The sequence below is a fragment of the Kosakonia pseudosacchari genome (genome assembly GCF_015167415.1).
Classification (GTDB): Bacteria; Pseudomonadota; Gammaproteobacteria; order Enterobacterales; family Enterobacteriaceae; genus Kosakonia; species Kosakonia pseudosacchari.
In genome coordinates, this window is the sequence record NZ_CP063425.1 from 1,818,853 (window position 1) to 1,841,829 (window position 22,977).

Genomic DNA, 22,977 nt, shown 5'->3' on the forward strand with positions numbered 1-22,977 from the left:
GAGAAGTTTCTGCCTGGAAATGTTATCGCTGTCGGTGTTTAAGAAAATAACCTGCGCGTTATGCGCTAAAATGAGGCCCCAAAATAGAACAAAGAAATATAAATTCGGCCGCTGAAATTTTAATTTACGGGGATGGGCTAACGACGACGCTGGGTGTATGATGCTTTTCTTTTTTACTGTCTGGCGCGACCGCCCGACTGCATCAGGAGAATTTGCTTATGCCGGACGAGAAGCCATCGCGGGCGCGCGGTGTTGACCGGGTTATCGACATTTTTCGCCAGTTGCATATCGCTCGTCAGCCTATGGCGATGCGCGATTTGATCGACGCCACCGGCGCGCCGCGCTCAAGCGTATATGAGCTCGTCAACCTGCTGAGTGAGGCCGGGTTGCTTGAGCTTGATGCCGATGGCGCGGTGTTTTTCGGCCGTGAAATGCACTATTACGGTGCGGACTACATGGCCCATAACGATCTTATCCGCCGCTCACATCAGCTGATGGTGGAGTTAGTGGCCCGTCATGGCGAGACGGTGCAGCTCTGTATGCTGGAAGGCAACAAGTACACCGTCGTACTGTCGGAAAGTAATGCCCACCCGTTCAAAATCACGTCGGATATCGGGGTGCGGGTACCGATTACCTGGACTGCCACCGGTCGCCTGCTGCTGAGTAACTGGTCGGACAGGGCCATTCTCGATCTCATTCCCGAAGAGGATTACCGTCTGGCGAACGGGCAGGTCCTCGACAAGCAGGCATTCCTCGACGATATCCATCGTGCCGGACAACAGGGATACTGCCTGACGGAAGGTTTATCAGAGAGTTTTACCTGCTGCATGGCGGCACCGATTCGTTCTCGTAGCGGGCAGGCGGTAGCCGCTATCTGCTTTATGGTGAGTCGCGATACGCCGGAGGAGCGTCGTCAGATGTTGCTGAAAGAGCTGATCGTTTCCGGGCAAAAATTATCGGATTTCACCTGAGTTCATATTCTATATAACTGAAAATATTGCTTTTCTGCTCCGGGTTACACCAGAGGGTGCAGGGTTGTATCGCTCGCGTCGTTGCGCGGCACAAAGCCCGCTGGTGTATGCCCGCAGACGTATCCATTCCCACAGCCACAGACATTTTGACTCCAGTGGCAGGGCATCCTGGCACCCGACATTTTTAACGTGTTTCCTCCCGGTCGGGCGCTAACAAAACCGCTTTCCCGATCTTTACACCCCTCTTACTTCTTCGTGTCTCAGCCCGAATGCCAGCCTGATGCTGGTCTTTTGATGATAATGACGATATAAATAAGCCGAACATGGACATTCAGACATCTATACGTTTAGAAGGTGATATGCAGACACAACAAGAAAATGGCGAGCTTAAGCGCTCCATGAAAACCCGCCATCTGATTATGCTTTCATTAGGCGGCGTCATTGGCACAGGGCTATTTTTTAATACGGGATATATCATCTCTACCACCGGTGCGGCCGGGACACTGCTGGCGTATTTGATTGGGGCGCTGGTCGTCTGGCTGGTGATGCAGTGCCTGGGTGAGCTTTCGGTCGCGATGCCAGTAACTGGGGCGTTTCATGTCTACGCGGCGCGCTACATTGGCCCGGCGACAGGGTATACCGTGGCATGGCTCTACTGGCTTACCTGGACCGTTGCACTAGGCTCAAGCTTTACCGCCGCCGGATTTTGTATGCAGTACTGGTTCCCGCACGTGCCGATCTGGCTATGGAGCGCCCTGTTTTGTGCGCTGATTTTTTGCCTTAATGCGATTTCAACGCGCTTCTTCGCCGAAGGGGAGTTCTGGTTCTCGCTGGTTAAAGTCGCGACCATTCTTGTCTTTATCATCCTGGGTTGCGGGGTGATTTTCGGCTTTATCGGCATGAAAGATGGTTCACCGTCGCCGGGGCTTGCTAACCTCACCAGCGAAGGCTGGTTCCCGCACGGCGGTTTGCCCATTCTGATGACCATGGTGGCGGTCAATTTTGCGTTTTCCGGTACTGAGCTTATCGGTATCGCGGCGGGTGAAACGGAAAATCCGCACCAGGCTATTCCGGTCGCGATCCGCGCGACGATTGCCCGCTTGATCCTGTTTTTTATCGGCACCGTTTTTGTCCTTGCCGCGCTGGTACCGGCGAATGTGGCAGGGGTTGAGAAGAGCCCGTTTGTGCTGGTCTTCGAAAAAATCGGCATTCCCTATGCGGCCGATATTTTTAACTTCGTCATCCTGACCGCTATTCTTTCGGCGGCGAATTCCGGGCTCTATGCGTCGGGGCGTATGCTTTGGTCGCTGGCAAATGAGAAAACGTTGCCGGGCTGTTTTGCCCGCGTCAACAAAAATGGCGTGCCGCTGATAGCGCTTTCGGTCTCCATGCTTGGCGGTCTGCTGGCGCTGTTATCCAGCGTGATTGCCCCGGATACTGTCTTCGTTGCACTCAGTGCCATTTCTGGTTTTGCCGTTGTCGCCGTTTGGCTTAGCATCTGCGCGGCCCACTTTGTCTTTCGTCGCCGCCATTTACAGTCGGGTAAGCCATCTGCAACATTGAAATACCGGGCACCCTGGTACCCGCTGGTGCCGGTGCTGGGATTCGTGCTGTGTCTGCTGGCCTGCATCGGGCTGGCGTTCGATCCGGATCAGCGTATTGCGCTCTATTGTGGTCTGCCGTTTGTCGCCTTTTGCTACGGAGCCTATTTTCTCACCCGGAAAACACCATTGAAGGAGGCTGACTATGCCGCAGACTAATTCCCTTACCACGCTGCTTGAACATCATCCCTTTGTCGTACTGGATGGCGCGCTGGCCACCGAGCTTGAAGCGCGCGGATGCAGCCTTGTTGATACTCTCTGGTCTGCCAAAGTCTTAATGGAAAATCCACAGCGTATTCGGGACGTGCATCTGGATTACTTCCGGGCGGGCGCACAGATAGCCATTACCGCCAGTTACCAGGCCACGCCTGCGGGTTTTGCGGCTCGCGGGCTGACGGAGGCGCAGTCGAAAGCGCTGATTGAACAGAGTGTGCAACTGGCAAAAGAGGCGAGTGACATTTATCGCGCTGAAAACCCCAACGCCGGTCCGTTGCTGGTAGCTGGCTCCGTTGGGCCATACGGTGCTTATCTGGCCGATGGCTCTGAGTATCGCGGCGATTACGTGCGCAGCCGCGAAGTGTTTCAGGCATTTCATCGCCCGCGGATTGACGCGTTGCTCAATGCCGGCGTCGATCTGCTGGCCTGTGAAACACTACCTTCTTTCGCCGAAATCGAAGCACTGGCAGACCTGTTATCTGACTATCCGCAGGCGCAGGCGTGGTTCTCCTTCACCTTACGTGACGACCAGCACTTGAGCGATGGCACACCGCTGGTGCAGGTGGTGAACGCGCTGTCTGACTGCTCACAAATTGTTGCGCTGGGGATTAACTGTATTGCGCTGCATAAAACCACCGCCGCTCTCAAACATCTGCAAAGCCTCAGCGCGCTGCCTCTGGTTGTCTATCCGAACTCCGGTGAAACGTATGACGCCGTCACCAAGGCGTGGCATACACATGGCGAGAGTTGCGGATCCTTAGCGGCATATTTACCCCAGTGGTTAGCGGCGGGGGCGAGAATTATTGGTGGATGCTGCCGGACTACCCCACAGGATATCGCCGCACTGCGTGAACACCGTTAACGACGAAGAAACTGACAAGGCTCGTGGGCCGGAAATTGTGGCCCACGCTGCCTTTCATCCGGCTGGCATGAAGATAAATCGCTCTCTGCTTTATCGATGGCTGGCGAAAAGTTTGTCCGTGTCCGACAACCTCTACCTGATGACTGTATATTGCAAGGCGGAAAGCATCGTGGCTGCACCCGGATTGAAGAACGACACGCGTCGGGTAACCCGATTGCCTCCGGCAGGCTGCACTATCAGCAAACGTTGATGACGAGTTTGCCGGTCACGTGGCCTTCTGCGCTTACCCGATGCGCATTGGCAGTCTGTTGCAGTGGGTATACGCCCTCAATATGAAGTTTAAAAAGGCCATCGGCGCAGAGACGAGCAATTGTGGCGAGGGTTATTTCCGGTTGTTCAGGCGGGCCATGGGAAAATTTCGCGCCATAGTGCTCTGCTGAAAAATCCGCGACGGACAGCACATGAGCCGGATTTCCCACGATTGAAATTAACTCAGGTATGATCCCTGAACCCGCGACATCAATGGCAGCATCAATGCCCATCGGCGCTAACTGCGCTATTCGTTCCTGTAAACCGGGACCGTACGTCGTCGGAATGGCACCTAATGAGACGAGATAATTATGTTTAGAGGAACGTGCTGAACCAATAACAGTAATGCCGCGCAGGCTCGCGAGTTGAACGATAGCCGTTCCTACACCACCTGCCGCCCCGCTAACCAGCAGCGTTTGCCCCGTTGCTATATTAACTTCATCAAGAGCCCGGGTGGCGGTATCAGCAATAACGGGTAAGCCTGCTGCGACTGCAAAAGATACAGCAGTAGGTTTGGCCGCCCAGTGTGTGAGAATGGCTTTCTCCGCGACGGTGCCAGTGCCAAAACCGAATACCGCATCGCCGATAGCAATGCCGGAAACGCCATCGCCAATCTCATCAACAACGCCGCTGGCCTCCACGCCTACCGTGAGTGGAAACACCACATCTTCGAACGCCTTGTACTGTCCCTCTCTTCGTTTCCAGTCCGAGGGGTTCACCCCGGCAAAATGCACCGCAATACGAATCTCGCCAGCGCCGGCGTGAGGAACTGGAATTTCATCAATCCTTAACTCATCAGGTCCACCGAACGCGTGATAACGGATCGCCTTCATCGTGTTACTACCGTCTACGCACACAGGGTGAGAAAAAACAGGAAGGGAACTGACAAATAAATGAGAGTGAGAACGTGAGCTTGACACCATTATGCTCCGTTTATCATGCCACCACCGCAGGGTAGCGATAAGCGCTTCCGCCATTTCATGACAGCAACGCGGTTGATTTCGAAGACGCTGGTCAAACTGTAAGTAAACAGAATGGACGTGTACGCGATCAATTCAACAGCAGAAATGATCGTTTTTCGCGACGTGCCGGTGAGCCTACTCAGGCTTATACAGGCTGTCAATACTGCCCTGGCTAGTGCTTTTTTATGTCGTCAGTCAGGGAGATTGTTGATATATGCTGACTTCTGTTTTTCGTCTTTAGCGGACATGCCCGCCCTTGACCGGTTGCTGAGTGCCATCAGCGGATGTTGCGCAACCCGCACTGCTTGAATAAGAGGGGGGCAGGTTAGTTAGCCGATGAAAAATAACGTCATTACGGCGCTCAACGTGACGTAAATCTTTTACTTCGCACACATACCCCCAATACCCGAGCCGATCGGTTCAGACCGAGAACCAGCCGGTGGGATATTGCTCGCAGATGAATTCCACGAAAGCCTTCACTTTGGGGCTCTGAAGCCGCCGGGATGTGTGCAGCACCCAGAGTTCAGTCAAGGTATCGGCTTCTCCCCAGCACACAAGCTCACCGCTTTCCAGTTGCTGGCTGATAATAGATTGCGGAAGCATCGCCGCACCGGCACCCGCCAGGGTGGCATCCCGCACGGTCAGAAGGGAAGAGAGGCGCATCACGGGTTGCGGCACGAAGCGACGCTGCCCGCCCTGAACGCTCCAGACCTCTCCGTCGGAATAGGTTGACATCACGATCGCCGGGATTTCAGGCGCGTTTTGCGCATCGCCGACCGGCATCTCAAGCATGGGAATCGCCGCCAGTACCAGTCTGTCTCTGGCAAACAGCCTGCCAACCAGCGCACTGTTTTTGTGCGGATTAATACGGATCGCAACATCAAAATGCTCATCCACCAGGTCGCTCATGCGGTTCTCAGCAATCACGTCAACATGAATGCGAGGATAGCGGCGGCGAAATTCAGCCAAAAGCTTCCCGAGAGCCAGTTGCGAAAAGAGCAGCGGAGCCGCAATACGCAGCCAGCCTGAGGGATTTGTCGACGCTTCCCGCGTGGACTCGACTGCTTCATCAATATCACGTATTGCGCCAACGGTGCGTGACAAAAGCCGTTCACCCGCCTCAGTGATCTGCAACCTCTGCCCGCCACGCTCAATAAGACGCACACCGAGTGACGCTTCAAGGTCAGTCAGCCGGCGTGACAGGGTGGCCTTCGGCTTTCCGCTGGCGCGACTGGCTGCGCCGATCCCGCCCGAAGCCGCGATAAGATGAAAATCTTTAAGGGCATTAATATCCAATGGAGTGTCTCATTTATGGAACGAACCATCTAAAAAATAGCATCTTCAAAGAGAAAATGGATCGCGATAGTGTTTGTTCACACCAACCAAACACCACGGAGTAAATACCATGACCATCCTGATCACCGGAGCAACCGGCCGCGTCGGCCGCAATGTTGTTAACCAGCTTCTTCGCCGCGGCGTTGATTTCCGCGTGCTGACCCGTGACCCGCAAAGGCAGGCTTTGCCGAAAATGTGGAGGTTGTGAAAGGCGATATGCTGGATATCGACGCCTTGCGTGCTGCTTTCAGCGGTATCAAAACGCTGTTTTTACTGAATGCGGTCGCGGGTGACGAATATACCCAGACGATGATTACCCTCAACATTGCCCGCGAGTGCGGCGTTGAGCGCGTGGTTTATCTCTCTGTCTTTGGCGCGGATGTTTCCGTCAATGTGCCGCATTTCGCCGTGAAATATGGGGCCGAGCGCATGCTTAAAGCGATGGGCTTCAGCGCCACCATTCTGCGGCCAACCTACTTTATCGACAATGAGGTCATGATTAAGGATGTTGTCATCAATCACGGTGTTTATCCGATGCCGATTGGGGGGATTGGCCTGGCGATGGTGGACACACGCGATATTGCCGAGGTGGCGGCCATGGAACTGATCCGACGCGATCGCGCGAGCGGCAAACTGCCTGTTGAGACGATTAATCTCGTTGGCCCCGATACGCTAACGGGGGAGAGCGCCGCCGCTGTATGGAGTGAGGTGCTGGGCCGCGAGATTATCTACGGCGGAGATAACCCGGATGGATTTGAAGCAAGCATGGCGGAATTGATGCCGAAATGGATGGCCTACGAAATGCGTCTGATGGCTGAGCGCTACGTCAGCCATGGCATGCTCCCCCTGGATGGCGACCGCGAGCGTCTGGTCACGCTTCTTGGCCGCCCGCTGCATACTTACCGCGACGTCGTGACGGCGCTTGCTGCGCAATAACATGCACTTCTTAATATGCGGGCGCGGGCTCAGGGAAATGCCTGCTCCTTGCTCAAGGCCGGGGAAGGCGTTTGCGGGCTCCCACTCTGGCGCCGGAAAACGCCGGGTGGGACGCCTACATATTGCGTGAAGGCCACGTTAAAGGCGCTTGCTGACTGATAGCCGACGTGAAAGGCAATTTGTTCGATTTTCTCTTTGCTGCTCACCAGCGCTTTTTTCGCTAACGACATGCGCCAGAAGAGAAGATATTGCCCTGGCGGCATACCGACGGTCTCACTGAAAGCGGCAAAAAAAGCAGAGCGGGACATGGCAGCGTGGCGGGCAAGCTGTGCGATTTGCCACTCAACGCCCGGTTTTTCATGGATGAGATGCAACGCGACGGCGATCTTTTCATGTTGCAGCCCCTTCAGAATGCCCGCCGTTTTCGGCAGATCGTGATTACTGCGTAACGACTCGACCAGCAGCAACTGTAAAAGCCGCATTAATACCCCGTCGCGCCCCGGTCGCCTGGCCCGGCTCTCATCCAGCAGGAGTTCAAGCAATGTGGCGAAACGACGTTGCCCTTTAATCAGGATCTCTGTTGGCAGTAAAGAGACGATGAGTTGCTTATCCGGCGTATCGAATTCACAGTGGCCGACATACATGAGCAGATCGGCGGGCCCGCTTGTTGTGCCAATCCGCACATGCCCTTCGCTGAGAATCGTTGGCGTTGTGATTTCAGTGGCACCAGGCCCGCCGGCGTTGGTGTTCTCGAAAGTGTAAGCGGCGGGTATCAGAATAAAATCACCGGCAACCAGTAACGTTGGGCCTTTGCCGTTAACAGTAATCAGGCATTCGCCTTCCAGCACCGCGCAGTAAAAGGCCTCTCCGCCAGATTCCCGAACAATATGCCACTGACCACTCCCTTCAACGAGTTTGGAATGCGATGGTTTGGGGTTGAGCAGGGCAACAATATCGGTCAACGGATCTGACATTGGACTCTCTCTAAAGTTTATGCGACGTTTGATTATATATTGTCCTGCTGGTGGCCGCTATGATCGCTGCTCTTGCCATCAAAGAGGATCAAAATATGTCTACTGTACTGATTACCGGTTGCTCTTCAGGTTTTGGTCTTGCCGCCGCAAAACTTTTTTTACAGCAGGGCTGGGAAGTGATTGCCACCATGAGAACGCCTGACCCGACCTGTTTGCCCGCAAGCGACAAACTGACGGTTCTGCCGCTCGATATTACTTCCGCGCAGAGCATTAACCATGTGGTGCAAGCGGCGGGCGCGATTGATGTGCTGGTGAATAATGCGGGTTTTGGCGCACCTGTACCGGTCGAACTCACGCCGCTTGCCACCGCGCAGCAGTTAATGAACACCAATGTGCTGGGCACGTTGTCATTAACCCAGGCGTTTCTGCCGCTGATGAGAACGAAGAAATCAGGGGTAATCATTAATGTCTCTTCATCCGTGACGACCCGGGCGATGCCGCTGATTGGCCTGTATCGCGCCAGTAAAGCGGCGCTGAATGCATGGAGTGAGTCACTCGCCATCGAAGCCAGGCCTTTTGGCATTCGTGTTCATGTGGTGTTACCGGGGCGCTCTCCGGAAACAAAGTTCGGCGAGAATGCGCGCGCGTTTTTTGCCGGCATCGACGATCCCGCCTACGGGCAAATGGTGACGGAGTTTATTCAGAGCGTGGGCGATAACAACTCACCTGTGACGTATGCGGATGATGTCGCGAATGCCATCTTCGCGGTTGCTCAGGATCCCAATGCTCCGCTCTACACCGCCGCAGGTGAAGATGCCCAAATGATGCTGAAAGAGGCACAGCATCGTTCGCCCTTCACTTACTAACGACGCCGAACGAGAACCGGAGACGTAAAGAAAATCAAAGAGGGGATATTCCCCTCTGAGCTTTAGCAAAGTGCGATGGCTGCCGTTTTCCGTCTCTTCGCCGCGTATCAGGCTGGCAAGGATGTTTTGTCTGGCAGTGGCAATTGGCTTTTTGACCCCGGAAAAGAGGCTGCGCGGTGCGTATCAGGCGTGAATGTGAAAAAAAGGACTCTCAATTGACTGGGCGAATCCACTGGTAATTCGCTCAGCCAATTGACACGGGTTACCTTATTTGAGGGACAGGCTGGCTGGCGCTGACGACCGATCGCAGGTGCGGCGGATAAGCCGGATACTGAGTCCGGCGCCGGTGGCCAGGCACACCGCCATAGAGAGCAGCGCGACGATAAAGGCATGCGTGATATTTTCGCCGCTTTTACCGTTATCCAACATGCTGTAAAAAATGCCGCCAATGACGGCGACGCTCAGCGCCGTGCTGATTTGTAATGCTGAACTGGTTACGCCGGCAATCATGCCGGAAAACTCCGGCGCAACGCGGCCGGTTACCATCCGCACCAGCGTGGGCATCGCCAGCCCTTGCCCAAGACCGGTCACAAACAGCAGTCCGGCGAGCTGCAGCATGGCAGGGGCGCTACCCGTCAGCGTATGGGCAACTAACCATGCCAGACCTGCTAACCCCGCCGTCTCGCATCCCATCCCGATGGCGCTCAGATAATTTCCGACAAACCGCCGCAGATAAGGCGTCAGTAACGGCCCAATCAGAAAGCCAACGCCAAAGGGCAGAAAAAGCAGGCCTGCGGTCAGGGCGTTCACCTGCAACGCGCCCTGTAGATAGACAGAAAACAAAAGAAAGAAGGCCGCGATGGAATAAAACAGCAACACGATCGTCAGCCCCTGGCCCAGCCCCGGCGCGCGTAACACGCCCGGATTAAGTAACGGCGAACCGCCAGTCTGACTAAGGTGACGTTCATAACGCCATAACAACGCGCTCAATAATGGGAAAGCCAGCAATAACAGCCATGTCCACCAGGGCCATCCCGCCTCATGACCTTCAATCAACGGTACAATCAGCGTACTTAGCGTGACGGTTGCCAGCAGCATGCCAATGGGATCCAGCCGCTGCGCAGATTGCGCCCGCGTCTCTTTCAGCAACGGCAGTCCAAAGAGAATGACCAGTAGCGCCACCGGCAGGTTAACGAGAAAAATAGCCCGCCATCCCAGCCCAAACAGGTCCGCTGAAATCAGGATGCCGCCCAACACCTGGCCGATAACGGAGGCGAGGCCAAACACGGCGCCATATATGCCCAGCGCTAACGGCTTCTCCGTTTCCGGAAAAATGGCCTGTACGGAAGCCAGCGCCTGGGGGGCCATAATGGCGGCTGTGGCACCCTGTAACATGCGACCCGTGATCAGTACCCACGGTGACCAGGCTACACCGCACAACAACGATGCAGCGGCAAAACCGAGAAGCCCAAGAAAAAACATCTTCCCGCGACCATAAATATCGCCCAGCCGACCGCCGGTAATGAGCGTGACCGCATACACGCCAGCGTAGGATGAAATGACCAGCTGTTCAGCGGAAAAAGAGGCGCCCAGATCGCGCTGAATAGCAGGCAGCGCAACATTGACGATAAAAAAATCGAGCGGCGGCAAGAAGGCGCCGACCAGTAAAATGACAAACATCGCCCAGCGACGCGGCTCGGCTTGCGTGAGGCTATGTGTCGACATAGAACACTCCATCTGTAACGGTGCCGTCCCCGGCAGGAGACGTTTTGTGATCAAAAAATGTGCGGTTAATCGGGTTGGGCGTGTTGCGCCAGGGCGCTTCACACCCTGGCGCGCGGGGGAGGTCAGCGCATACCGCCAGAGGCCAGAATCACCTCACCGGTTATCCATCCTGCATCGTCGGAGGCGAGAAATGAGACGATCGGCGCAACATCCTGCACCTGACCGATGCGCCCGAGTGGCGTCTGCTGCTCATTCCATGTCTGGAACTCTGAGTTCATCGCGCCCGCACTGTGGCTGCCTTGCGTTTCGATAAGGCCAGGGTTGACGGCGTTGACGCGAATGCCCCGCGGGCCGAGTTCTCGCGACAGTACGCCGGTGATGGCGTCAATCGCGCCTTTGGTGCCGCTGTAGATGGCGCTTTTGGCAATAAAGACGTGGGTGACGAACGAACTGATGTTAATGATGCTGCTGCCTTTACCGAGGTGTGGCGCGGCCGCACCCGCCAGCAGCAGCGGGCCCAGAACATTGATGTCGAACTGCCTGCGGTAGAGGGCTTCGGTGCTCTCTTCAATACTGGCGAACTGATAAATACCGGCGTTGTTCACCACAATGTCCAGCCGCCCGAAGGTGTCGATGGCCGCGTTGACCAGCGCCTCGACCCCCGGCTGGCTGGTGACATCCGCCGCGACCGCTACGGCCTGCCCACCGGCGGCTTCAATATCGGCAACGACCTTATCGGCACTGCGTCTGTTCGAGGCGTAATTGACGATCACTTTCGCGCCATCAGCCGCCAGTTGACGGGCAATGCCCGCGCCGATACCGCTGGAGCCACCGGTCACGATGGCGACTTTGTCTTTTAATTTGTGCATATCTTCAGCTTCCTGATCACACCGCCTGGGGCGGTTTGGGTGAGGAGACTATGGTGATAGCTACATAATTGTTTTGGAACTGACACTTTTGTATATTCGATGTTCATTTTTGAACGGTGAGGCCAGCGTATGGAGTGGGGCGACGTCCGGGTATTTCTTGCAGTCATTCGTAAGGGCTCTTTTGGCGAAGCGGCCCGCAGCCTTGGTGTGAGCCATCCGACGGTGGGACGCAGAATCAAGGCGCTGGAGGATGAGGCGCAGCAGGCGTTATTTCGCCGGACAAGCGATGGTCTGGTGCTGACGGACGCTGGCGACAGGGTGATGACGCTGGCAGAAGCGATGGAAAACTCCGCGCTGGCGCTGGAACGACGCCTGGCAGGTAATCATGAACGTCTTGAAGGGATATTGCGCATCTCTTCAGCAGAGTGGTTTGCTAATTATGTTCTGGCGCCTGTGCTGGTCGAACTGACGCGCCGCCATCCGGCGATTGTGCCGGAAGTTATCGCAAGCTACCGCTTACTTAATCTGTCGCGCCGTGACGCCGACATCGCCTTTCGCATCGTTCCCTTTACCGAACCGGATATTGTCCAGCGCCGCCTGATGAGCATGCCTTATGCGCTGTATGGAACGGCGGAAACCGCGCATCTCGCGGAGTACGATCCGCCCGCAGTGGGGCTTATTCTTATGAATACGGCACAATCCCACTTTTCTGACGTCGCCTGGCTGCTCGACAGATTTCCTCAATCTCGGCGTGTGTTCACCAGCACCAGCCGGGCCGTTCAGGCGCAGATGTGCCAGCGGGGAATGGGGATTGCCGTGCTGCCACGGCCGCTTGGCGATGCCATCGCCGGATTGCAGCGCATTCGCATGCCGGAGCCGCCGCCGTCCAAAGATATCTGGGTGGGGTATCACTATGATCTCCGGCATATGGATCGCCTGCGGGTCATGCTGGATATCGCCGATGCGTTGCTGGCCGATCCCGCGACGCCAGCAACGTGAGCCTGCTCTTTTGCGCGTCCGCTGCTGCTGATGCGCCAGCGGAAATGTAAAGATGTGATACCTGGCCGGGCTGACGCTTTTGGCGCTGCAATGTGTTGCGTACTGCCCCGTTAGCTGAACCGGGGCGGATCGAATGTGTGCGAAGCCACAAGCTGGCGGGAAGCTCGTTGAACAACGATCAGAAGCGATATGTCACCAGCAGGCTTCCTGTGGGCGATGTTTTTCGTTGCACAATCGGGCTATTGCGCGCATCCCCCGCCAACTGTGTAACGCCTGCTGCGGCAACCACGCTCCACTCCTCATTGAACTTGTGTGTCCAGTCAAGGTTCGTTGACCAGGCATAAATTCCCGATCCGGCGTCATATCGGGTAAACCCCGATGCAGCCGACTGAGATGCACTGACCCCGTAGTAAGTCTGCATGTATTTGTCCGTCCCCCAACTGCCGGTCAGCGCCAGCGTTACGGTATTATTCGGTGAGGTGTAGAGCGGGCTAGTAATGCCGAAATGGAGTGCCGCGCCATTGCTTCGCTCAGAAACAGGCACTTCAGCCTGCAATTGCACATTAAGCCAGTCGGTCACCCCGTATCCCAGGCCAAGCACACCGAGAGCCGAGCCTTTGATGTCGCCCATACCGCGCAAATAGTCGCTGCCGTCGCTCAGCGAGTCGCTGTCCACGTCGTGATCCTTGCGGCCTGCGCGATAGCTCAGCGCCGCGTTGTAATCGAACTTGCCGATGTTATTGCCGTAACCGATGCCCCGCGTGGAGCTGACGAAGAAACCATTTGCCATCGTGTAATCAAGCACCAGGGCCGTCGTGACGCGGCTTTTATCCGCACCAGAATAGCGTGGCGCAACGTTCGCGCCGCCACCCAGGGTCAACGCGTTGCCCGGATCCTGTGCTGCCGCCAGTATCGGGGTGGTCAGTAACGCCAGGACAGCGCCCGGCAACATTTTTTTCAGGCTGCGCCCCGAAAGTGGAAGGGGGAACTTATGACGCAGTGTGATGTTTCTCATTAAAGAAGTCCTTGTGGATTCAAATGATTACGATACAAGCGGTGTGTAAACGCCAGAACGCTCATTTTGCATGCGCCCCCTAAAGTTCTCATGAGCCCAAAATGAAGAAAGGGTGAAGCAACCACAGATGCTGCAAAGCTGATAGATTTCCTGATACCGTTTTTTTCTTCAGACGTTCTTCATTCACTGTTGATACCGTAACCATTGTGAAAATTCTCCTAATCGAAGACGACCTGGATCTCGGCAACGGCGTGCGTATTGCCCTGGCAGATCAAGGGTTTGATGTTATATGGGTTCGCCGCAAAGAGGATGCGCTGCATCAGCTTGATGCCTGCGTGCCTGAACTTGTGTTGCTCGACCTCGGATTACCCGACGGCGATGGTATGAGCCTGATGGCGTGCCTGCGTCAGCAGCTCAAAGGCATTCCCGTCATCATCCTGACGGCGCGAGGCACACTGCAAGATCGCCTTTCCGGGCTGGACGCCGGTGCCGACGACTATCTCGTCAAACCGTTTGTTCTCGCCGAGTTGTTGGCAAGGGTGAGAGCGCTTGCGCGCCGCAGTTATGGTTTTCAGAACGAGGCGATAGAACTTCGCGGATTATCGCTTCATGTGCCGACCCGACGCGTGACCGTGAATGCACGGCATATTGAGTTGACGGCAAGTGAATACGCGCTGCTTGAAACGTTGCTGTTGCGTACTGACCGCGTGCTGACCCGCAGTTTTCTGGAAGAAAGGATCTTCGGCGCAAAAGAAAATATGAGTAATGCGCTCGATGTGCATATGGGGAATTTGCGTCGCAAAATCGGCGACGGCTACGTGCGAACGGTGAGGGGCGTTGGGTATGTCATTGATACTGTCCCCATTGAGAAGGGGGCAGGTTGATGCGAAATGTCTGGCGTCACCTGAAAACCCCAACGTTCGTGCGGCGAATTATGGTAGCGCAAATGCTACTGCTCACCCTGCTCTGGTGTCTTTTTCTGACGTACGTTTTATGGGAGGACTTGCGCAGCCCACCGATATTAACGGGCAGTAAGACGTACGAAACCATTTTTACTGTGGTTGAGAGTATGGACGATCGCCCGCAGGAGCGAACGCATGTGCTGGCGGCGTTAAGTCAGGCGGTGCGGGAAGATTATGGCGGCGGTGAAGATCCCGACCTCTCAATCAGCCTTATCGTGCGCAACAATAAAGCGATAATTTATGCCTCTGATGGCGCGCCAGCCGGGGTGATAAACAGCCGTTATGGAAAAATTGAGCGTGTTGAGAGTGACGGTCGCGCCTGGACCAGCCGAACCTTAAAGTCCGCGAACTCCGACACGGAGGTTACACTTATCACCCCTGCCGGAGGCTGGAACTTCTTTATCTACCTGAACTCGCGTGGCTACTACGTGATGCCGCTGCTGGTATGCATTCCTTTTCTTTTGTTTCCCGCGTGGCTGTCAATCCGCATTGCAATGCGCCCGTGGAATCGTGTGGTCAGTGAAATTTCCCTACGCGCGCCGGACGATCTCTCGCCCTTAAAAGCCGTGCCAAAGCACAGGGAGCTTCGCCAGATGGTTGACGCTGTGAATGGATTTCTTGCCAGGGTGCGGGAAAGCACAGAACGGGAACGGGTTTTTATTGCCGATGCCGCTCACGAGTTACGTACCCCGCTGGCTGCGATGCGAATCAATGTTGAGGCGTTGCAATCTTATGTGAGCAGTGACAGTCAAAAAGAGTTGCTGACTGGGATTATTCGCAGCAATAGCCGTGCGGCTCGTCTGGTCAATCAGTTGCTGCTGATGATGCACAGCGAAGCGCGCATTGACACAGTTATGGAGCCTGTGCCGCTGACAACGCTCATACAAGAACGCATGGCCGGGCTGGCACCGCTCGCGGCGGAACGCAGGATTGAACTGGAATTCTACGCCGAAGAGGAGATCTGGGTGACTGGCGTCAGGGAACGGTTGATGTCGCTTATAGATAACCTTATTGAAAATGCCGTGAAGTACAGCCCTGAGGGCGGGCGGGTTGAGGTGGCGTTACGATCCGTAAATCACTCCACGCAGTTACGTGTTTCAGATACAGGGCCCGGCATTCCCGTTGAATTAAGGGAGCGCGTGTTCGACCGGTTTTTTCGCGATCCCAATCAGATGCAAAGCGGGAGCGGGCTGGGGCTTGCCATCGTCAAAGCGGTTGCACAGCAACACAACAGCAGCGTAAGCCTCAGTACGTCGGCAGAAGGTGGGCTGATGGTTACGGTGGATTTCCCAAATCACAAGCCCGCCTGAAAGCACACACAACGTTGATCCGCCCCGGCGGAGGGCATCTACCGGAATGATGGAGTTAAAAGTGAAATACGTTGCTCTGGCAAGCCTGTTATTTTCGCTCTCACTCAGCGGGTGCGCGATTACCGTCGGTGAACTAAAAAGCAGCCAATCCTCTTTTGACGGCAGTTTCGTGAGCAAGACAGGGTCTTCTGATACCTATCGAACCATAAGGCATATGGCAAGGCAGTGCCTCGAATATGAGGCATATTCAGGCAATCCGGTCATCGTATTAAGCGAGTTTGATGCTGAGCGCCAGACAGGTGAGATCAATCAAAAGTTCCTTTCACAGGGATTATTGATTAACAACACGCTCATTGAGATAGAAAGCCGGGATGGCGACAACGCGCAGGTCAGCCTGTACACAACCAAGGATCTTTTGAGCACGGGCATCCGGTCGCCAAAAATAAGTGATATTAAGCGCTGGGCTGGCGGCGATAAAACGTGCTAGCGCGACACTTGCGTATCACTCAGCACTACCGCGAGCCATCATTGGCTATAGGGTTTCCGTCACGTTATTAATACACCGTAATTTAAGTAATACCTTCATCAGAGGTGAGGGCCACTGCGAACTTCGGCTTTTCGCTCACAGCGGACATGCCTGCCCATGGCCGGCGGCCCGGTGCCAGAAACGTGCGTTGGAAACTATCATGCTATTGAATAGAGGATCTCGGTTCCAGGAACTGATACTCATATCCCATCACCGACATTAACGATTATGGGTTAAAATAGTGAGAACCAGGATATAGTGGACCGGAAGCCTCCGAACCAGGAAGTAAAGGATCAAATTTCATGCTTTTTAAATTCTATGAAAAATACCCATCTTTAGATATTTCTCAGGTCTTTTGCGCGCGAATAGATCCTGAAACACGACTGAGTTCGGAATTACTCAAAAGCTTTTACTATTTACTGTGGTTTCCCGGATATTTCGGATTCAACTGGGATGCGTTAAACGATTGTTTATGTGATTTCAGCTGGATTGATAGTAAAAAAATAGCCATCATTCATGAGAGAATCCCGGAGTTACCTGATGAGGAAAAAGTGATCTATCTCGATATTCTTAGCCATGCCATTTTATCCTGGAAAGAGGATAACACTCATGATTTTGAAGTTTATTTTAAGCAGGAAGACAAAAAGAATATCGAAAAGTTACTTGCGTTTGCAAGGAATAATAAAGAGTCAAAAGTATAGTTCAAACATGCCAAAGCCCTCTCCGTTTCAGTTTTAGTGCCTGGCGCATGCTATACGTCCCATGCAAAAGGATATTTCCCACTATTCTGGTATATCACGCATCGGGTTTCCCTGAATACCGCGACAGATCATCACACAAAGTTTGCAACTCGTTGATCAGCCTTGCCACATGGAAACCATCGCAAACGGCGTGATGGACCTGTACAGCGAGAGGTAACAGCACCTTTTCACCTTGCGGGTAGTATTTTCCGATTGTGAACATGGGGGCGAAAAAGTTCTGCATATTAGCAATGTTGATATTAAAACCAGTAAAACTTACCCAGGGATTAGCTGATACGTAAAATACGTTTTCCAGTGACTCTTCTTTAGGCAGGTAGGAGAGGTTATTACGATAGCGTGCGACGTCTTCTGAAAAAATGTTCAGGAAGTGATGAATATCACCATCGTAGTGACTCCATAATGACGAAAAAGTCTCTGTTTCATCATGAAAAATCGTATAGCATGGATGAATATCATTCCATATAACAAGTTCATTGTCTTTTATAGCCATGCGAAATTCCGCATGCCTGTTGACTATTTTAGCAAGGAGGAAAATTAGCGTAGGGTAAAATTTCCAGCCAACCGCCTTAATATGTTTTAACAGCGCGGTAATATCTAATTGTACAGTCTGGCTAAATGTGCACTGAGCAAAGGTCTGAAAGGCCTCGTAATGCTCCTTTCTTGCCCAACGAGATAAGTCGACAGTTGTATATTCTGGCGTTATTTTTTTCATTTTCAACCTTTTTTCACCAATAATGTTCTGCTGGCAGCCTAAGATTTTTCTATAAATTAATCAAGTGCATAGATCACGAATTGTCCTAGTGGCGAACGAAATGATTAAGTGTCAGCGTATCGTTATGTGGGAAGAAATGATACGTAACTTTTACAATATTCAGAAAGTGATAAATAATTACGCAGCAATCTGCGCTTCAATTGCTGCTTTATCAATGACGGAAAGCACATGAGTAATTTTGCCGTTATTCACTTCATAGAAAACATTTTCAGCAAATGAAACAGGCCGACCATTAATTTTTAAGCCGAGAAATTCGCCTTTCGGGGAACAGTTAAATAGCAGGCGGGCGGCAATAAGCGGAGGTTCACATACCAGACGATCGATAACGAACGTAAGATTAGGGATATTCTCAACATCCTGAATAAGCATTGAACGATAACCGGACAAGCCAAACTGCCGGCCATTGTGAGTGACGTTCTCAGCAATATACAGCCCAAGCTCATCCCACGCACGCCGGTTCAGGCAGTCTATATATGCACAATAAAAATCCTTTAATATCATTTCATTACCTTTTTACTTTATGTGGCGTCGTTATTGACTCCCTTAATTAATCTTCTCTGGTGTTGATGTCTCGCTGAATGAGCCTCTCACTTTTGTAGATCATAGTGCATAGCAGCAAGAATAACGGCCTTTTATCGCGCAAAACGATCTGTCATGCCAGCTCAAGAATCAGGCTTCGCGGGTCATTTTCGTTACAGTGAAGACGTGGCCGGATCGCTGTCATAACTACCGACGTCTACCCGCAGATCTAACGGTGAAACCAGCCACCACAGAATATTTACGGCTGCTGTTTATGAAGCTCACGCTGCGCAAGTTGTAAGGCGAGTGTTTCGATACGCTCGGTCATTTCCCGGGTCATTTCGGTCAACTGCGTATTTTGTTTTAGCAACTCCAGCAGCCGTGCCGACTGCTCCTCGGCGAGTATCTGGCGCTTTGTCATTGCGTCGTCCAGATCTTCGCGGTGTTGTGCATCCGCCAGCGCATGCGCCTGATCGCGCTCCGCCTGCCGGGTTTGCGCCAGCAGGATCAGCGGCGCTGCATAAGCAGCCTGAATACTGAATGCAAGGTTGAGAAGAATAAAAGGGTAGGGATCAAACTTCACGACCCCGGCAACGTTCAGAACAATCCACACGATCACTGCGATAGTCTGCCCAATCAGAAATGTCGGCGTACCAAAAAAACGTGCGAAGGCTTCTGCTTTCAACGCAAACCACTCATCGCCAAAAGTATGCGTAATACCTTTCAAAGGGCGATATAACCGAAATTTTTTATCTGTATGCATATCATAAACTTCCTGCCGGGGGAGATTGCCAGTATCACCGAAACGTTTTTCATCACGGGCACTAACGTCCCGTCGTACAAAATATACGTTACGGATGTTATACGTCAGGTAAAGCGCCTGCATAAAGCCTGGTAACCTCAACATTACCCCAGCGCTAATGTGATGGCTCTCGGCTGGCAAGTTCGCCCTGAACACCGCGAACGGTTCGTGATGATCCTGGCCTGCTGCCCATCTCTTAACACGCGCCATCATCGGTGGGATAAATGGCGAACTTCCATTCCTCACACAGGGCGAGCATCATCTCTTCTGGCTCCGCGCTGCCCCGGAGTTTCGCGCACGTTGCAAAGCCTGAAAGCCGCGCCAGAGCCCAAAAATCATCGTTGTTATTATGGCATTAACTCTTATTCATCAAGGTATATGACATGTCGTTCAAGGTACGTGAAGCGAAAGCTGAGGATTACGATGCATGGTTAAGGCTCTGGAACGGATATTTGCAATTTTCTGGCAGTATGCTCAGCGATGAGGTTACCTCATCGACCTGGCGTAGGGTGTTGTCTCCAGATTCTGATTTAATGTGCCGGCTTGCGGAAACCGAACAGCAAGTGGTGGGTTTTGCTATGTGCGTGTTGCATGAGGGAACATGGGTAACGCAGCCTCATTGTTACCTTGAAGATCTTTTTGTTGATGAATCTATGCGCGGCCTTGGCGCGGGAAAAGCGCTGATTGAGGCTGTATGTGATGAAGCCCGGACAAAGTCATGGTCGAAAGTATACTGGGTTACCAGAGAAACCAATCCTGCACGGGCCCTGTACGATAAGCTCGCCGTTGTGGATAATTTTGTTCGATATACCGTCAAAATTTAAATACCTGAATCCAAATTACAGCGTCGCGCAAATAACCGTCCGCTGATATTTTCGTGGGCGGCTTTGCGCCAGTGGCAAATCCCCGGGCATGCTATTCAACAGCGTGTCGTGCCGTTTATTCATGTTCCTCCTGTAAAAATGGCACTAACGGAAAGATGTCACTCCGCCTCATCTTGTATATCTCCATCCACACTCATTAAAAAAGGATGTATGGAGATGCTGAGAGGTAAAAGAGCGGTGATTACCGGTGGCGGTGGCGGATTTGGTCAGGCGCTGTGCGTGTGGCTGGCGCGAGAGGGTGTGGAAGTGCATTTTTGTGCGCGGCGGGCTGATGATATTCAAAAAACCTGCCGTATCATCGCTGCTGAAGGCGGCATGGCAAAAGGGGATATCTGTGATTTAACCCGACCTGAGTCCCTTTCTCAGTTTTCTGCTCAGGTATTAACTTCAGACAAGCCCATCGACATTTTAATTCTCAATGCGGCTCAGTGGTTGTCAGGAACGTTAGACGATCAGCCTGATACAGAAATTATCGCTACCATCAGTTCAGGGCTGACGGGTTCGATTCTACTGACTCAGGCGTTGCTGCCAGGGTTAAGACGTTCAGACAGTGCTGATATTGTCGCCATTATATCTTCATGCGGGATCCCGAATTTTACGGATTCAATTGCGCATCCCGCTTTTTTCGCCAGCAAACACGGGCTTAGCGGGTTTACCACTAAACTGTCCCAACAATTATCTGAAGAAAATATACGTGTTACCGGGCTGTACCCACCGGATTTCGAACTGACCGGGTTAGATACCTTTGTTGATAGTTCATCGAGAATGGGGGAAAGTCTGCTCAATGGGCGATCGATCTGGGAAACGATTCGTTTTGTGCTGACTCAACCGCGCAGTTGCCATATAGGTAGCATCTACTTTCAGGGGCCAACACGTGAAGATCTGAATGGTCGGGGCTGACTTAACAGAACGGTCAGCGTCAACGGTAGGCCGTTTGTTTAACGTGGGGATACGTCAGCGACGGCAAATCGCCTTTTTAGGTGTGAGTGGTAAATTGAAACTATGCTTACGCCAGACCCGCTACATGCATGAAGAGAGAAAGTGTTTCTGTCACGCAATATGAATTTATAAGGTTCAAATCACTTGTCCGCAGTCGCCACAGAAAGTTAAGGTAACAGAAGGTAATTCTTACTGGCGGGCCATAATTCTGATGCGTAGATCTACGAATTTCGCTCTTAAAGAGCAACGGCTTTTCCGCGACAAGCGTTTTATTTTTCTCGGCGAATCTATACATGGTGTAACGGAATATACTCGATTAAGAGAAAATATCGCGGAGCGCTATTTTAACAAGTCAGCGGTATTGATATTTGAAGCTGATAGTAACGGGATGCTATTTTCTCATCAACATAATGAATCTGCCATTTGCAGACTTAAAAACTTTCCCGGAATATTGCGTTCTCAGGAGACAGTAAATTTATTAGCATGGGCTATATCCAGGCAAATTCCTTGCCTGGGAATTGACTCAATTCCTCGTCGAGCGGTGACTGAGTTCCCACCAGAATGGCAACCTATTCAACAACGGAAAATTGATGAATACTCCAGCGCCAGATCGGGAGTAAATTTTTTTGAATGGCGTGAGATCAGGATGGCTGAAAATTTGATCCACTTAACCTCAACCTATCCAGAACACCGGATGTTAATAATGCTTCACAATCTTCATATCAAAAGGCGTGGTAGCTTTGAGAAGGCAGAACTACGGTTGAAATCCGTGCGAGAGTATTTTGAAGACGTATTTCCCTGGCAAAGTCATTCTATTGCTCAGCTTGCCCAACGCGGTAGTGCTTTACATAACGATTTAACATTATTTAATTTCCATATTACCGATCCTCTCTCTGTGGAGCGTTTATCCGGGGCGGCTGCGTACACGTTGCTTACAGCGGAACAAATACCGAATGACAGTACTGCATGGCATCATGCTTTCGAACGCGAAACCGTATCGCCAAAAAATCAGTATGAGGGATGTTTTATCTTTAAAGAGGTGCATCCCCCGATAATGGCGTCATTATAAAATAGCAAAATTAATGGCTTAACCTCTATTAAATAGCAGAGGTTTTCGCTGAAAATCCACTTGATGGGGTCCGCTTATAATATTTCAGGCTTTAGCGAGCGGCTTCATGCGAAAACTGATGCCCATACGATTGATGGCATTCATGGTGGCAATAACAATGGTAAGTTCAACCAGATCTTTTTCACCGAATACAGAAAGCGCTGCGGAATATGCTTCATCGCAAGCGTGTGTTTCACTGATACGCGTAATTTCTTCTGTCCATGAGAGCGCAGCTTGCTCTGTATCCGAGAATAAATAGGTCGCTTCTCGCCAAACCGGCACCAGGACGATCTTTTCGACGGACATACCACTCTTGATAAGGTCGCGTGTGTGTATATCGATACAGTGTGCACAACCATTAATCTGAGAAACTCTTAAAAAAATTAAGTGAATGAGCTCAGCAGGCAAATTTGTCCCGGTAGTGGCGTAATGATGAAGCGCTCCGATAGCCTTTCCACCTTCCGCAGAAACCTGAAACCAATTTGGACGCTTCATATTTATCTCTCCTTTTTGAAATGTTTGAATAAATCTCTGTTTATTCGGGTGGCATAAAAAACTGCTACGTCGCATTTGCAGCAGCACGTCTGTTCAGCCGTGGTGATATTAGCTCTTCATGACATAAATAAAAGAGACAAATACGGAGTAAGAAGGTAGGACATTCAGAGAGGGAATGTCGCCCAGTTAAACAGAGAAAACAATCTGACTCGCGCGACGACATCGTGCCTGTAGCCGGCATCCCAGCTCACGTTTTCTT

22 protein-coding genes and 1 pseudogene are annotated in these 22,977 nt (G+C 52.4%); 13 read left to right on the plus strand and 10 right to left on the minus strand.

The window, feature by feature from the left end:
* The first annotated feature begins 218 nt into the window (after nucleotides 1-218).
* From IP581_RS08435 to mmuM, 3 genes are all read left to right on the plus strand, one after another.
* Entirely contained in the window at nucleotides 219-971 is a 753-nt protein-coding gene (locus tag IP581_RS08435) for an IclR family transcriptional regulator (protein ID WP_193822263.1), read from the plus strand.
* A gap of 359 nt (nucleotides 972-1,330) precedes the next feature.
* Entirely contained in the window at nucleotides 1,331-2,731 is a 1,401-nt protein-coding gene (gene mmuP / locus IP581_RS08440; protein ID WP_193822264.1) for an S-methylmethionine permease, read from the plus strand.
* Nucleotides 2,718-3,650 (plus strand): homocysteine S-methyltransferase, encoded by a 933-nt coding sequence (gene mmuM, locus IP581_RS08445; RefSeq protein WP_193822265.1) that lies wholly within the window; start codon nucleotides 2,718-2,720, stop codon nucleotides 3,648-3,650. Before mmuP ends, mmuM begins: the two co-directional genes overlap by 14 nt.
* Before the next feature lie 236 nt (nucleotides 3,651-3,886).
* On the opposite strand, the gene IP581_RS08450 is transcribed toward mmuM, so the two are convergent.
* On the minus strand, nucleotides 3,887-4,792 hold the full coding sequence (locus IP581_RS08450) for an NADP-dependent oxidoreductase (RefSeq protein ID WP_193822266.1): 906 nt from the start codon (nucleotides 4,790-4,792) through the stop codon (nucleotides 3,887-3,889).
* Nucleotides 4,793-5,341: 549 nt separating this feature from the next.
* Complete coding sequence (locus IP581_RS08455) at nucleotides 5,342-6,217, minus strand: LysR family transcriptional regulator (protein ID WP_193822267.1); 876 nt, start codon at nucleotides 6,215-6,217, stop codon at nucleotides 5,342-5,344.
* A 109-nt stretch (nucleotides 6,218-6,326) separates the two neighbouring features.
* Between IP581_RS08455 and IP581_RS08460 the strand changes: the two are divergent.
* A pseudogene (locus tag IP581_RS08460) lies at nucleotides 6,327-7,192 on the plus strand (SDR family oxidoreductase).
* Nucleotides 7,193-7,221: 29 nt separating this feature from the next.
* On the opposite strand, the gene IP581_RS08465 reads toward IP581_RS08460, so the two are convergent.
* Nucleotides 7,222-8,166, minus strand: coding sequence for an AraC family transcriptional regulator (locus IP581_RS08465; RefSeq protein ID WP_193822268.1), 945 nt, complete (start codon nucleotides 8,164-8,166; stop codon nucleotides 7,222-7,224).
* A 95-nt stretch (nucleotides 8,167-8,261) separates the two neighbouring features.
* Here IP581_RS08465 and IP581_RS08470 point away from each other — a divergent pair, with 95 nt between their 5' ends.
* Entirely contained in the window at nucleotides 8,262-9,032 is a 771-nt protein-coding gene (locus IP581_RS08470; RefSeq protein WP_193822269.1) for an SDR family oxidoreductase, read from the plus strand.
* 267 nt (nucleotides 9,033-9,299) lie between these two features.
* Here IP581_RS08470 and IP581_RS08475 read toward each other — a convergent pair whose 3' ends face one another.
* Together IP581_RS08475 and IP581_RS08480 are read right to left on the minus strand one after the other, a co-directional pair.
* On the minus strand, nucleotides 9,300-10,757 hold the full coding sequence (locus IP581_RS08475) for an MFS transporter (protein WP_193822270.1): 1,458 nt from the start codon (nucleotides 10,755-10,757) through the stop codon (nucleotides 9,300-9,302).
* Nucleotides 10,758-10,879: 122 nt separating this feature from the next.
* Nucleotides 10,880-11,626 (minus strand): glucose 1-dehydrogenase, encoded by a 747-nt coding sequence (locus IP581_RS08480; protein WP_193822271.1) that lies wholly within the window; start codon nucleotides 11,624-11,626, stop codon nucleotides 10,880-10,882.
* Nucleotides 11,627-11,755: 129 nt separating this feature from the next.
* Between IP581_RS08480 and IP581_RS08485 the strand changes: the two genes are divergently transcribed.
* Complete coding sequence (locus tag IP581_RS08485; protein ID WP_097400118.1) at nucleotides 11,756-12,625, plus strand: LysR family transcriptional regulator; 870 nt, start codon at nucleotides 11,756-11,758, stop codon at nucleotides 12,623-12,625.
* Nucleotides 12,626-12,803: 178 nt separating this feature from the next.
* On the opposite strand, the gene IP581_RS08490 is transcribed toward IP581_RS08485, so the two are convergent.
* Entirely contained in the window at nucleotides 12,804-13,640 is an 837-nt protein-coding gene (locus IP581_RS08490; protein ID WP_193822272.1) for a MipA/OmpV family protein, read from the minus strand.
* Nucleotides 13,641-13,846: 206 nt separating this feature from the next.
* On the opposite strand from IP581_RS08490, the gene IP581_RS08495 reads away from it, so the two are divergent.
* From IP581_RS08495 to IP581_RS08510, 4 genes are all read left to right on the plus strand, one after another.
* Complete coding sequence (locus IP581_RS08495) at nucleotides 13,847-14,524, plus strand: response regulator transcription factor (protein WP_086869852.1); 678 nt, start codon at nucleotides 13,847-13,849, stop codon at nucleotides 14,522-14,524.
* The gene (locus IP581_RS08500; RefSeq protein WP_193822273.1) at nucleotides 14,524-15,912 is read left to right on the plus strand and encodes a sensor histidine kinase; all 1,389 of its coding nucleotides are present in this window, start codon (nucleotides 14,524-14,526) and stop codon (nucleotides 15,910-15,912) included. Before IP581_RS08495 ends, IP581_RS08500 begins: the two co-directional genes overlap by 1 nt.
* 49 nt (nucleotides 15,913-15,961) lie before the next feature.
* Nucleotides 15,962-16,399, plus strand: a complete 438-nt coding sequence (locus IP581_RS08505; RefSeq protein WP_407659147.1) for a hypothetical protein — start codon at nucleotides 15,962-15,964, stop codon at nucleotides 16,397-16,399.
* 341 nt (nucleotides 16,400-16,740) lie between these two features.
* Nucleotides 16,741-17,139: a barstar family protein gene (locus IP581_RS08510; protein WP_086869847.1), complete on the plus strand. Its 399-nt coding sequence runs from the start codon at nucleotides 16,741-16,743 to the stop codon at nucleotides 17,137-17,139.
* A gap of 94 nt (nucleotides 17,140-17,233) precedes the next feature.
* Here IP581_RS08510 and catA read toward each other — a convergent pair whose 3' ends face one another.
* From catA to IP581_RS08525, 3 genes are all read right to left on the minus strand, one after another.
* Nucleotides 17,234-17,911: a type A chloramphenicol O-acetyltransferase gene (catA, locus tag IP581_RS08515; RefSeq protein WP_086869845.1), complete on the minus strand. Its 678-nt coding sequence runs from the start codon at nucleotides 17,909-17,911 to the stop codon at nucleotides 17,234-17,236.
* A gap of 177 nt (nucleotides 17,912-18,088) precedes the next feature.
* Nucleotides 18,089-18,472, minus strand: coding sequence for an ester cyclase (locus IP581_RS08520; protein WP_193822275.1), 384 nt, complete (start codon nucleotides 18,470-18,472; stop codon nucleotides 18,089-18,091).
* 277 nt (nucleotides 18,473-18,749) lie between these two features.
* The gene (locus IP581_RS08525) at nucleotides 18,750-19,253 is read right to left on the minus strand and encodes a DUF1003 domain-containing protein (RefSeq protein ID WP_193822276.1); all 504 of its coding nucleotides are present in this window, start codon (nucleotides 19,251-19,253) and stop codon (nucleotides 18,750-18,752) included.
* 422 nt (nucleotides 19,254-19,675) lie between these two features.
* Here IP581_RS08525 and IP581_RS08530 point away from each other — a divergent pair, with 422 nt between their 5' ends.
* The 3 genes from IP581_RS08530 to IP581_RS08540 all read left to right on the plus strand — a co-directional run bounded on the left by IP581_RS08530 (nucleotide 19,676) and on the right by IP581_RS08540 (nucleotide 22,184).
* Complete coding sequence (locus IP581_RS08530; protein ID WP_193822277.1) at nucleotides 19,676-20,116, plus strand: GNAT family N-acetyltransferase; 441 nt, start codon at nucleotides 19,676-19,678, stop codon at nucleotides 20,114-20,116.
* A 216-nt stretch (nucleotides 20,117-20,332) separates the two neighbouring features.
* Nucleotides 20,333-21,076: an SDR family oxidoreductase gene (locus tag IP581_RS08535; protein ID WP_193822278.1), complete on the plus strand. Its 744-nt coding sequence runs from the start codon at nucleotides 20,333-20,335 to the stop codon at nucleotides 21,074-21,076.
* Nucleotides 21,077-21,326: 250 nt separating this feature from the next.
* Nucleotides 21,327-22,184, plus strand: a complete 858-nt coding sequence (locus IP581_RS08540) for a TraB/GumN family protein (protein WP_193822279.1) — start codon at nucleotides 21,327-21,329, stop codon at nucleotides 22,182-22,184.
* An 84-nt stretch (nucleotides 22,185-22,268) separates the two neighbouring features.
* Here IP581_RS08540 and IP581_RS08545 read toward each other — a convergent pair whose 3' ends face one another.
* Nucleotides 22,269-22,718, minus strand: coding sequence for a carboxymuconolactone decarboxylase family protein (locus IP581_RS08545; protein WP_193822280.1), 450 nt, complete (start codon nucleotides 22,716-22,718; stop codon nucleotides 22,269-22,271).
* Nucleotides 22,719-22,977: the final 259 nt, after the last annotated feature.

What these genes read in the sequence shown, in the direction of transcription:
- IP581_RS08485 (WP_097400118.1), top strand. Translation starts at nt 11,756, where the DNA reads ATGGAGTGGGGCGACGTCCGGGTATTTCTTGCAGTCATTCGTAAGGGC.
- IP581_RS08480 (WP_193822271.1), bottom strand. Translation starts at nt 11,626, where the DNA reads ATGCACAAATTAAAAGACAAAGTCGCCATCGTGACCGGTGGCTCCAGC.
- IP581_RS08540 (WP_193822279.1), top strand. Translation starts at nt 21,327, where the DNA reads ATGCGTAGATCTACGAATTTCGCTCTTAAAGAGCAACGGCTTTTCCGC.
- IP581_RS08530 (WP_193822277.1), top strand. Translation starts at nt 19,676, where the DNA reads ATGTCGTTCAAGGTACGTGAAGCGAAAGCTGAGGATTACGATGCATGG.
- IP581_RS08525 (WP_193822276.1), bottom strand. Translation starts at nt 19,253, where the DNA reads ATGCATACAGATAAAAAATTTCGGTTATATCGCCCTTTGAAAGGTATT.
- IP581_RS08500 (WP_193822273.1), top strand. Translation starts at nt 14,524, where the DNA reads ATGCGAAATGTCTGGCGTCACCTGAAAACCCCAACGTTCGTGCGGCGA.
- mmuM (WP_193822265.1), top strand. Translation starts at nt 2,718, where the DNA reads ATGCCGCAGACTAATTCCCTTACCACGCTGCTTGAACATCATCCCTTT.
- IP581_RS08470 (WP_193822269.1), top strand. Translation starts at nt 8,262, where the DNA reads ATGTCTACTGTACTGATTACCGGTTGCTCTTCAGGTTTTGGTCTTGCC.
- IP581_RS08450 (WP_193822266.1), bottom strand. Translation starts at nt 4,792, where the DNA reads ATGAAGGCGATCCGTTATCACGCGTTCGGTGGACCTGATGAGTTAAGG.
- mmuP (WP_193822264.1), top strand. Translation starts at nt 1,331, where the DNA reads ATGCAGACACAACAAGAAAATGGCGAGCTTAAGCGCTCCATGAAAACC.
- IP581_RS08475 (WP_193822270.1), bottom strand. Translation starts at nt 10,757, where the DNA reads ATGTCGACACATAGCCTCACGCAAGCCGAGCCGCGTCGCTGGGCGATG.
- IP581_RS08535 (WP_193822278.1), top strand. Translation starts at nt 20,333, where the DNA reads ATGCTGAGAGGTAAAAGAGCGGTGATTACCGGTGGCGGTGGCGGATTT.
- IP581_RS08435 (WP_193822263.1), top strand. Translation starts at nt 219, where the DNA reads ATGCCGGACGAGAAGCCATCGCGGGCGCGCGGTGTTGACCGGGTTATC.
- catA (WP_086869845.1), bottom strand. Translation starts at nt 17,911, where the DNA reads ATGAAAAAAATAACGCCAGAATATACAACTGTCGACTTATCTCGTTGG.
- IP581_RS08520 (WP_193822275.1), bottom strand. Translation starts at nt 18,472, where the DNA reads ATGATATTAAAGGATTTTTATTGTGCATATATAGACTGCCTGAACCGG.
- IP581_RS08510 (WP_086869847.1), top strand. Translation starts at nt 16,741, where the DNA reads ATGCTTTTTAAATTCTATGAAAAATACCCATCTTTAGATATTTCTCAG.
- IP581_RS08545 (WP_193822280.1), bottom strand. Translation starts at nt 22,718, where the DNA reads ATGAAGCGTCCAAATTGGTTTCAGGTTTCTGCGGAAGGTGGAAAGGCT.
- IP581_RS08505 (WP_407659147.1), top strand. Translation starts at nt 15,962, where the DNA reads ATGGAGTTAAAAGTGAAATACGTTGCTCTGGCAAGCCTGTTATTTTCG.
- IP581_RS08490 (WP_193822272.1), bottom strand. Translation starts at nt 13,640, where the DNA reads ATGAGAAACATCACACTGCGTCATAAGTTCCCCCTTCCACTTTCGGGG.
- IP581_RS08465 (WP_193822268.1), bottom strand. Translation starts at nt 8,166, where the DNA reads ATGTCAGATCCGTTGACCGATATTGTTGCCCTGCTCAACCCCAAACCA.